Genomic DNA, 9,106 nt, shown 5'->3' on the forward strand with positions numbered 1-9,106 from the left:
TCTTCCAGGTGGGCGCGCAGGCGGGCCAGCTCCTCGGCCACGTCGATGCGGATCGCATAGGCCGCCGCCTCGTTCAGCGCACGGTCCTGCAAGGCCTCGCGGGCGATGCTCTGTGCCGCGCCGGTCACGTCCAGCGCCWCCTGCCAGCGCTCGACGAAACGCTGCTGCTGGCGCTGCACCGCGGCCGGCACCAGCGGCTCGGCCTGCGTCGCCAGTTCGCGCAGGCGCTTCACGCGCTCCATCAGCACCGCCACCAGCTTCTCGCCCTCGCGCTCGCGCGCTTCGGCCAGGCCGTCGATGCAGCGCCGCGCGGCATCCAGCGCCGCTTCGTCCAGGTGCTCGGCCGCCGAGCCCGTCTTGCACCACTGCAAGACCTCGTGCACCGACAGCGGCTGCGCCTTCGGCAACCAGCTCTGCACGGTGTTCTCGATGCGGCTCAGGCGGTTCAGCTGGTCCGGCTGGGGCGTCGGCCAGGCCGATTCGTTTTCCCGATGGGTGTTCAAGCGCAATTCGACCTTGCCGCGCCGGAAGCGCTTGGTGATCAGGTCGCGCAACACCGGCTCCAGCGAGCGGAACTCGTCCGGCAGGCGCAGGCTCAGGTCGAGGAAGCGGTTGTTGACGGAACGCAGTTCCACCATCACGCTGGACGCGGTCGCCGCCGGCGACCGGGGGGCGGAAGCATCTGCCGCCACCGTGCTATCTGTGGCGGTTTGCGCCCCGGAGGTGGCGCTTGCGTACCCGGTCATGCTGTAGACTGGCATTCAATTTATCGCATTGCAAAATCCGATTATGTCAAAGCCAAAACCCGCTCCGTTGCCGTCGGGCACGGTCGTCGGTGGCTACCAGGTCATCAAGAAGCTGGCAGCCGGGGGCTTTGGGGTCGTCTACCTGGCCGAAGATTCCGACCGGCACCTGGTGGCCGTCAAGGAATACCTGCCGTCCTCGCTGGCCGAGCGCGCGCCCGGCGAACTGACGCCGCGCGTCAAGCCCGAGAAGCAGCCGCTGTACCGCCTGGGGCTCAAGAGCTTCTTCGAAGAAGGCCGTTCGCTCGCGCAGATCAGCCACCCGAGCGTGGTCAGCGTGCTGAACTTCTTCCGCGAGAACGAAACCGTCTACATGGTGATGAACTACCTGCAGGGCGACACCCTGCAGGATTTCATCGTCACCGCGCGCGACCTGAAGCGCGACAAGGTGTTCCGCGAGTCCACCATCCGCAGCCTGTTCGACGAGATCCTGCGCGGCTTGCGCATCGTGCACCAGCACAAGATGCTGCACCTGGACATCAAGCCGGCCAACATCTTCATCACGAACGAGAACAAGGCGGTGCTGCTCGACTTCGGCGCGGCGCGCGAGGTGCTGAGCAAGGAAGGCAACTTCATCCGCCCGATGTACACGCCCGGCTTCGCCGCGCCCGAGATGTACCGCCGCGACGGCACGCTCGGCCCCTGGACCGACATCTACGCGATCGGCGCCTGCATCTACGCCTGCATGCAGGGCTATCCGCCCAACGATTCCCCGCAACGCATCGAGAAAGACCGCCTCGCGCTGTCGCTCTCGCGGCTGCGCAACGTCTATTCCGACAACCTCATTGAAGTAACCGAGTGGTGCATGTCGCTGGATCCCTTGTCGCGCCCGCAAAGCGTTTTTGCCCTTCAGAAGGAACTGGCGCGCGAGACCGAGCGTCGCTATACCAAGCTCAGCTTCAGTGAACGGCTGAAGCTGCAGCTCGAGAACCTCACGACCGGCGCGAAGGGCTGAGGGCATGCGATTCACCGTGTACCAGGTCAGCCRAAAAGGCGGCCGCGAGAAGAACGAAGACCGCATGGGCTATTGCTACACGCGGGATTCGGGGCTGTTCGCGCTCGCTGACGGCATGGGCGGCCACCCCGAAGGCGAGGTCGCCTCGCAGCTCGCGCTGCAGACGCTCGCCGCGATGTACCAGCGCGATGCCAAGCCCACGCTGAAGGAGCCGATGCGCTTCCTGCACGAGGCCATCATCGCCGGCCACCACCAGCTGCTGCGCTATGCCACGCAGAAGGCGCTGATCGATACGCCGCGCACCACTGTCGTCGCCTGCGTGCTGCAGGGCAACAACGCGTACTGGGCGCACTGCGGCGATTCGCGGCTGTACCTGGTGCGCGGCGACAAGCTGGTCGCCCGCACCCGCGACCACTCGTACTCCGAACTGCAGGAAACGCTGAGCCACGTCGTGCCGATGGGCGAGCGCTTCAACCGCAACGTGCTGTTCACCTGCCTGGGCAGCCCGGGCAAGCCGGTGGTCGATACCGTCGGCCMGCTGGTGCTGCAAAGCGGCGACCGCCTGCTGCTGTGCTCCGACGGCCTGTGGGGCACCGTCAGCGATGCGGTGATCACCGAGCAGCTGGCGCGCAACACGCTGGCCGATGCGGTGCCCGAGCTGGTCGAGCAGGCGCTGCGCAACGGCGGCGCGAAGAGCGACAACGTGACGGTGCTGGCCGTCGAATGGGAATCGGCCGAAGACAACGACAGCAACGGCGGCATCTCCACCGACACGCTGGGCGAGGAAGTCTTCGCGTCGACGATCCAGGCGAGCGTGCTGGGCCAGGAGGCCCCCGACGAGCTCGACGATGCCGAAATCGAGCGCTCGATCAAGGAAATCAACGAGGCGATCCGCCGCTCGTCGCAGAAAAAGCCCTGACGGCACGCCGGGCCCGTCCCGGCGTAAGCTTCGCCCCCATGACCTTCCGAGTCCGCTCGCGCCCGTCGCGATGCGGACTTTGTCTTTCACGACACCACCTTCATCGCCTGCACACCCCATGAGCTTCATCCGCACCCAAGGTCGCGCCGCTGATGCGCTGCGCCCCGTCAGCATCCGCCGCCATTTCACGAAGCACGCCGAAGGTTCGGTGCTGGTCTCGTTCGGCGACACCCAGGTGCTGTGCACCGCGTCGGTCGAAGAGAAGGTGCCGCCGCACAAGCGCGGCAGCGGCGAGGGCTGGGTGACCGCCGAATACGGCATGCTGCCGCGCGCCACGCACACCCGCGGCGACCGCGAGGCGGCGCGCGGCAAGCAGAGCGGGCGCACGCAGGAGATCCAGCGCCTGATCGGCCGCTCGCTGCGCTGCGTGTTCGACCTGAAGAAGCTGGGCGAGCGCAGCATCCACCTCGACTGCGACGTGATCCAGGCCGACGGCGGCACGCGCACCGCGGCGATCACCGGCGCCTGGGTGGCGGCGCAAGACGCCGTCAGCTGGCTGCAGCGCAAGGGGCTGATCACCGAATCGCCGATACGCGATGCGGTGGCGGCGATCTCGGTGGGCATCGTCGACGGCACGCCGCTGCTCGACCTGGAGTACGTCGAGGATGCGGGCTGCGACACCGACATGAACGTCGTGATGACCGCCGCCGGCGGCTTCGTCGAGGTGCAGGGCACGGCCGAGGGCGCGGCCTTCTCGCGCGACGAGATGGGCGCGCTGCTGGCGCTGGCCGACAAGGGCATCCGCGAACTGGTGGCCGCGCAGCGGGCCGCGCTGGCGGGCTGAGCGCGAGGGTTGCCGTGATGCGGTTGGTGCTCGCGTCGAACAATCAGAAGAAGCTCGGCGAGCTGCAGGCGCTGTTCGCGCCGTTGTCCATCGAGCTGGTCACGCAGGGCTCGCTCGGCATTCCCGAGGCCGAGGAGCCGTACCTCACCTTCGTCGAGAACGCGCTGACCAAGGCCCGGCATGCCGCGCGCGCTGCCGGTGCCGCGGCGATCGCCGACGATTCCGGCTTGTGCGTCGATGCGCTGAAGGGCGCGCCGGGCGTGCTGTCGGCGCGCTACGCGACGCTGTTCGGCCAGCCGAAGAGCGATGACGACAACAACCGCGTGCTGCTCGACCGCATGCAGGGGCACGGCGACCGCCGCGCCCGCTTCGTCAGCGCGCTGGTGGCGRTGCGCTCGGCCGACGACCCCGAGCCGCTGATCGCCTTCGGCCGCTGGAACGGCGAGCTGCTGCGCGAGCGCGCCGGCGAGGGCGGCTTCGGCTACGACCCGCTGATGTTCATCCCGGCGCTCGGGCGCTCGGTGGCGCAGCTCAGCGCCGACGAGAAGAATCGCGTGAGCCACCGTGCGATGGCGGCCCAGCAGATGTTGGCCCTGATGCGCGAGGTCTGGCACCTTGGCTGACGTGATCCCGATCGGCCCGTCACCGGCCACGCCCGGCGAGTCGGCCGGTGACATGGTGGCCCGCTACATGCGCCCCGGCACGCTGCAACTTGCCGCACTGCCGCCGCTGTCGCTGTACGTGCACCTGCCGTGGTGCCTGCGCAAGTGCCCGTACTGCGATTTCAACTCGCACGAGAAGGCCGGTGAGCTGCCCGAGGCGCGCTACCTCGACGCACTGCGGGCCGACCTCGAGGCGGCGCTGCCGTTCGTGTGGGGCCGCCGCGTGCACAGCATCTTCATCGGCGGCGGCACGCCCAGCCTGTTCGCGCCGGCCGCCATCGACCAGCTGGTCACCGACATCCGCGCCCGCCTGCCGCTGGAGGCCGGCTGCGAGATCACGCTCGAGGCCAACCCCGGCACCTTCGAGCGCGACCGCTTCCGCGGCTACCGCGCCGCCGGCATCACGCGGCTGTCGATCGGCGTGCAGAGCTTCGACGACGAGAAGCTGAAGGCGCTCGGCCGCGTGCACGATGCCGCGCAGGCGCGCGCCGCGGTGGCCGAGGCGCGCGAGTGCTTCGACACCTTCAACCTCGACCTGATGTACGCGCTGCCCGGGCAGACGCTGGCGCAGTTCGATGCCGACCTGAGGCAGGCGCTCGATTTCAAGCCGCCGCACCTGTCGATCTACCACCTGACGATCGAGCCGAACACCTTCTTCGCGAAGCACCCACCGGCCATCCCCGACGACGACCTCGCGTTCGACATGCTCGACCGCATCGTCGAGCGCACGGCCGCGAGCGGCCTCGCGCGCTACGAGGTCTCGGCCTTCGCGCAGCCGGGCCACCGCTGCCTGCACAACCAGAACTACTGGCAGTTCGGCGACTACCTCGGCATCGGCGCCGGGGCGCACAGCAAGCTGAGCTTTCCACACCGCGTCGTGCGGCAGATCCGCTACCGCGATCCGGCGAAGTACATGGCGCAGGCGCTGGCCGGTGCGGCCATCTCGCAGGACGAAGAGGTGGCGCGCAAGCAGTTGCCGTTCGAGTTCATGCTGAACGCGCTGCGGCTGGTGGATGGCTTCGAGCTGGTGCGCTTCACCGAGCGCACCGGCATGCCGCTGAGCGCGATCCGCGCGCCGCTCGACAAGGCGCTGGCGCAGGGGCTCGTCGAGCAGGAGGGCGGCTGGGTGCGCCCGACCACGCGCGGGATGGATTTCCTCAGCGACCTGCAGTCGCTGTTCCTGGCGGAGTGACCTGGCGGATTGAGCTTCAGACGCTGCCCGAGTTGACGCCGCTCCCGTGGCGCATCAGCTCCAGCATCTCGTGCAGGTCGTAGGTCATCACCGCGAGGAAGCCCACCAGCCCGATGTAGGTCACCGCATAGCCCGCCCGCGTCTCGAACGACGCAACCCGGTAGGCCTGCGCGGCCGGGTCACCGCGCTGCTTCCAGGCGGTCCACAGCTGCGAGCCGGCCAGCACCGCCACCAGGATCAGCATCGGGCTCGGCCGCCACATCAGCATCGCCAGCAGCGCCGGCACGCCCGCGAGCCACAGCCACGGCGAGATCACCTGCGTGATGCGCCCGCCGTCCAGCGGGCTCAGCGGGATCAGGTTGAACAGGTTCAGGAAGAAGCCCGAGTACGCGACCGCGAGCAGCCAGTCGATGTGCTGGTCGCGCGCGACGAAGTAGCAGGCCAGCGCGCCGATCGTGCCGATCAGCGGGCCGCCCATGCCCACGTAGGCCTCGGTCTCGGCGTCGTGCGGCTGCTCCTTCAGCTGGATCCAGGCGCCGACGAACGGGATGAAGGTCGGCGCGCCGACCGCCAGCCCGCGCTGCCGTGCCGCGATGAAATGCCCCATCTCGTGCACGAACAGCAGCACGACGAAGCCGACCGCATAGCGCCAGCCCCAGATGAAGGCGTAGACGACCACCGACAGCAGCATCGTGCCGCCGGTGGTCAGCAGCTTGCCGAACTTCAGGCCGCTGAACAGCAGCAGGAGCAGCTTGATCACGTGTCGGATTTCTTGCGCGTGAAGAACTTGCCGATCACCGCCAGCAGCCCGGCACCGGCCAGCAGCGCGACCTTGGCGAACTTCAGGAAGAACGCCGCGATCACCGCGAACAGCCCGAGCTTCTTGACGGCCACGCCGGCCACCAGCGCGGCGATGCCGTACTCGGCGACCTTGTCGGTGTTGCTGTTGAAGTCGGTGTAGCCCTTGCCGCCGTTGAAGTGCAGTGCCGACAGCAGTTGGCCGGCCACCGGCTTGTCGGCCTCGATCGAGGCGCGCGAGGTGATCAGGTTCAGCGTGATGTAGCCCTCGCGGCCGAGCGCGTAGGTGTTGTAGTTGATGCTCTGCTGCGCGTCGTTCTCGCCCGGCGTGCGGGCGGCCATCGACCACACGAGGCGGTGCGTCGCCGCGTCGTAGCTCGGCTTCTGCACCCAGCCGACGATCTCGAGCTCGGGGAAGCCCTGCTCGCGGCGGCGCTTGTTGCCTTGCTCGGTGCCTTCCTTCAGGCTCTTGAACAGGTCGTCGACGTTCCAGTCCTTCGCGTCGTCGTCCTTGATGTAGCCCGAGGCCTCGTAGCGCGCGACCACCAGCCATTGCGGGTCGCCGCTGGACTGCACCAGGCCGATCAGGCGGTCGTCGCTGCTGTTGCCCATCGCCTGCATCAGGCGGCCGGCCTGCGGCTGCGGGATGTATTCCATGCCCGCGGGCAGCTTCAGCACGGCCTGGTCGCGCAGCAGGATGTCGCTCGGGCCCTTCATGGTGGCGGCGCGCGCTGCGGCGACGGCGGCTTCGCCTTCCTTCTGGCGGTCTTCCGCGGTGCCCGCCCGGGCCACGGTGGATGCCAGCGCGAACGCGGCGGCCAGGGCCGCAGCGGCGGCGATCTTGATGAACTTCATGGATCCTCCCAATGGTGTTGACTGCTGCGCGCCCTCACGCGCCGGGCCATGCTAGCGCACGGGCATCGGGGGTGTCTTCACCAAGTCCTGGGATTGCGTGAGTTCTTCGCGCAGCCAGTCGCGCAGTGCGACCAGCGGCGGCCAGTCCCGCAGGTCGGGCGGGTAGACGAGCCAGTACGCGTAGGCCTCGTCGTCCGGCAGCGACAGCGGCGACAACCGCACCAGCTTGCCGTCGCAGATCGCATCGGCGGCGAGCAGCTCGCGGGCGAGCGCCAGGCCCAGGCCCTGCTCCGCGGCCTGCAGCATCAGCCCGGCGTCGTTGAAGGCGGCCACCGGGTTGACGCGCACGCGCAGCCCGGCCAGCTCGAACCAGCGCGCCCACAGCCCTGGGCTGCCGAGCAACGGCTCGTCGGCCAGCGCCTTGGCATCGCGCCCCTGCAGCCGGTGCGCGGCATTCGGCGAGCCGATCGCGATCAGCGGCGAATCGATCAGCCGCTCGCTGACCAGGCCTTTCCACTCGCCGCTGCCCTGGCGCAGCGCGGCATGGAAGCCGTCGCGCTTCAGGTCGATGATCTGCTGCGACGCGAACAGCTCGATGCCGATGTGCGGGTTGCGCTCGCGCCAGCGCGCCATGCGCGGCAGCAGCCAGCGTTGCGCGAACGACGGCAGCAGCGTGACGCGGATGCGGTGTTCGGCGCCCGAGGCCGCAGCGGCCGCGGCGCGCATGCCGTCGTCCAGCTGGGCCAGCGCCGGCTCCACCGCGCGCAGCAGCGCGGCCCCGGCGGCGTTCAGCGCGATGCGCCGCCCACGGCGGTCGAAGAGGGGGAAGCCGAGCTGTTCCTCGAGCAGCTTGATCTGCTGGCTGACGGCGCTGTGGGTCAGGCTCAGCTCCTCGGCCGCGGCGCGCAGGTTGGACAGGCGGGCGACGGCGCGGAACGCCGGGAGCGTGTTCAGCGGCAGGCGGTGGTTCGGCATGACTGGTAAGCATAGCTGACCAATTGGCGCTGAACAAATCGATTCCTTCCCAGGGAGCTGGCTTCTATGCTTACCAGCACTCGATCAAGAAGGAGACCGCCATGTCGACGCCGCAAGTGTTTCAGCCGAGTTTGCCCCTGTGCCGTCCGATTGCCGTGCGCTGGCGCGAGGCCTTGCTCGCACCGGTCGAGGCGTGGCAGCGGTGGAGGGAACGCCGGCAGCGTGAGCACCGCTACGACGCGGTGCTCGACCTGAACCCGCGCACGCTGCGGGATATCGGCGCGCCCGAGTGGGTGGTGTCGCACGCGCAGAGCCGGCGCGAGGTCGAATCGCACCGCGTCGACGAGTTCCACCTCGGCGTGCGCGAACTGCCGTCGCGCTGGTGATCAGACGCGATTCAGGGACAGCCCGGATGTGCTGCGCAGACGCTCGATCAGGTGGGTCGCGATCTGCGTCAGCGGCAGCACCTCGTGCGCCGCACCGGCGTTGATCGCCTCGCGCGGCATGCCGAACACCACGCAGCTGGCCTCGTCCTGCACCAGGTTGTAGCTGCCGGCGTCGCGCAGTTCGCGCATCGCCTTCGCGCCGTCGGCGCCCATGCCGGTCAGCATGATGCCGAGCGCGTTCGGGCCGACGACGCGCGCCGCCGACTTGAACAGCACCTCGACCGACGGCTTGTGCCGGTTCACCGGTTCGCCATCCTGCACGCGGGCGATGTAGTTCGCACCGCTGCGCTCCACGCTCAGGTGCAGGCCGCCCGGCGCGATGTAGGCATGGCCGGGCAGCACGCGTTCGCCGTCCTGCGCTTCCTTCACGCGGATGCGGCACAGGCCGTCCAGCCGCGCCGCATAGCTGCGCGTGAAGCCGGGCGGCATGTGCTGCGTGATCATCACCGCCGGGCAGTCCGGCGGCAGGTTGACCAGCACTTCCTTGGTCGCCTCGGTGCCGCCGGTGGAGGCGCCGATGAAGATGATCTTCTCGGTCGACAGCCGGCCGAGCGAGGTGATCGGCGCGGCCGGGCGGGCGGACGCGGCCGAGCCGTCGGCCGGCGCGCTCGCCGGCACGTGCAKCTTGCGGATGTGGGCCTTCGATGCGATGCGCAC

At 69.1% G+C, this 9,106-nt stretch carries 11 protein-coding genes; 6 read left to right on the forward strand and 5 right to left on the reverse strand.

What is annotated here, in order from left to right:
• Positions 1-761: YicC family protein (locus AC1D12_RS16125; RefSeq protein WP_477841488.1), on the reverse strand; the 761-nt coding region annotated here is incomplete at its 3' end.
• A 28-nt stretch (positions 762-789) separates the two neighbouring features.
• Here AC1D12_RS16125 and AC1D12_RS16130 point away from each other — a divergent pair.
• The 5 genes from AC1D12_RS16130 to hemW all read left to right on the forward strand — a co-directional run bounded on the left by AC1D12_RS16130 (position 790) and on the right by hemW (position 5,375).
• Positions 790-1,758 (forward strand): serine/threonine protein kinase, encoded by a 969-nt coding sequence (locus AC1D12_RS16130; protein ID WP_047507438.1) that lies wholly within the window; start codon positions 790-792, stop codon positions 1,756-1,758.
• Between the two features lie 4 nt (positions 1,759-1,762).
• A complete protein-coding gene (locus tag AC1D12_RS16135; RefSeq protein ID WP_477841490.1) occupies positions 1,763-2,677 on the forward strand; it encodes a PP2C family protein-serine/threonine phosphatase in 915 nt (304 codons plus the stop codon).
• 118 nt (positions 2,678-2,795) lie between these two features.
• The gene (gene rph / locus AC1D12_RS16140) at positions 2,796-3,521 is read left to right on the forward strand and encodes a ribonuclease PH (RefSeq protein ID WP_465114235.1); all 726 of its coding nucleotides are present in this window, start codon (positions 2,796-2,798) and stop codon (positions 3,519-3,521) included.
• A 17-nt stretch (positions 3,522-3,538) separates the two neighbouring features.
• Positions 3,539-4,144 (forward strand): RdgB/HAM1 family non-canonical purine NTP pyrophosphatase, encoded by a 606-nt coding sequence (gene rdgB / locus AC1D12_RS16145; RefSeq protein WP_477841491.1) that lies wholly within the window; start codon positions 3,539-3,541, stop codon positions 4,142-4,144.
• 1 nt (position 4,145) lies between these two features.
• Positions 4,146-5,375 (forward strand): radical SAM family heme chaperone HemW, encoded by a 1,230-nt coding sequence (gene hemW / locus AC1D12_RS16150; RefSeq protein ID WP_477841495.1) that lies wholly within the window; start codon positions 4,146-4,148, stop codon positions 5,373-5,375.
• A 16-nt stretch (positions 5,376-5,391) separates the two neighbouring features.
• On the opposite strand, the gene AC1D12_RS16155 is transcribed toward hemW, so the two are convergent.
• The 3 genes from AC1D12_RS16155 to AC1D12_RS16165 are packed head-to-tail and all read right to left on the reverse strand — an operon-like array spanning position 5,392 to position 8,003.
• Positions 5,392-6,135, reverse strand: coding sequence for a site-2 protease family protein (locus AC1D12_RS16155; RefSeq protein WP_477827255.1), 744 nt, complete (start codon positions 6,133-6,135; stop codon positions 5,392-5,394).
• On the reverse strand, positions 6,132-7,028 hold the full coding sequence (locus AC1D12_RS16160) for a DUF2167 domain-containing protein (RefSeq protein WP_477827256.1): 897 nt from the start codon (positions 7,026-7,028) through the stop codon (positions 6,132-6,134). Before AC1D12_RS16160 ends, AC1D12_RS16155 begins: the two co-directional genes overlap by 4 nt.
• A 51-nt stretch (positions 7,029-7,079) precedes the next feature.
• Positions 7,080-8,003, reverse strand: a complete 924-nt coding sequence (locus AC1D12_RS16165) for a LysR substrate-binding domain-containing protein (RefSeq protein ID WP_477827257.1) — start codon at positions 8,001-8,003, stop codon at positions 7,080-7,082.
• Positions 8,004-8,104: 101 nt separating this feature from the next.
• On the opposite strand from AC1D12_RS16165, the gene AC1D12_RS16170 reads away from it, so the two are divergent.
• On the forward strand, positions 8,105-8,389 hold the full coding sequence (locus AC1D12_RS16170; protein ID WP_465114230.1) for a hypothetical protein: 285 nt from the start codon (positions 8,105-8,107) through the stop codon (positions 8,387-8,389).
• On the opposite strand, the gene AC1D12_RS16175 is transcribed toward AC1D12_RS16170, so the two are convergent.
• The coding region (locus AC1D12_RS16175) for a chemotaxis protein CheB (RefSeq protein ID WP_477841493.1) at positions 8,390-9,106 on the reverse strand (717 nt) is incomplete at its 5' end.

The organism is Rhizobacter sp. P1_G5, assembly GCF_056405435.1.

What these genes read in the sequence shown, in the direction of transcription:
- AC1D12_RS16170 (WP_465114230.1), top strand. Translation starts at nt 8,105, where the DNA reads ATGTCGACGCCGCAAGTGTTTCAGCCGAGTTTGCCCCTGTGCCGTCCG.
- AC1D12_RS16165 (WP_477827257.1), bottom strand. Translation starts at nt 8,003, where the DNA reads ATGCCGAACCACCGCCTGCCGCTGAACACGCTCCCGGCGTTCCGCGCC.
- rph (WP_465114235.1), top strand. Translation starts at nt 2,796, where the DNA reads ATGAGCTTCATCCGCACCCAAGGTCGCGCCGCTGATGCGCTGCGCCCC.
- AC1D12_RS16160 (WP_477827256.1), bottom strand. Translation starts at nt 7,028, where the DNA reads ATGAAGTTCATCAAGATCGCCGCCGCTGCGGCCCTGGCCGCCGCGTTC.
- AC1D12_RS16130 (WP_047507438.1), top strand. Translation starts at nt 790, where the DNA reads ATGTCAAAGCCAAAACCCGCTCCGTTGCCGTCGGGCACGGTCGTCGGT.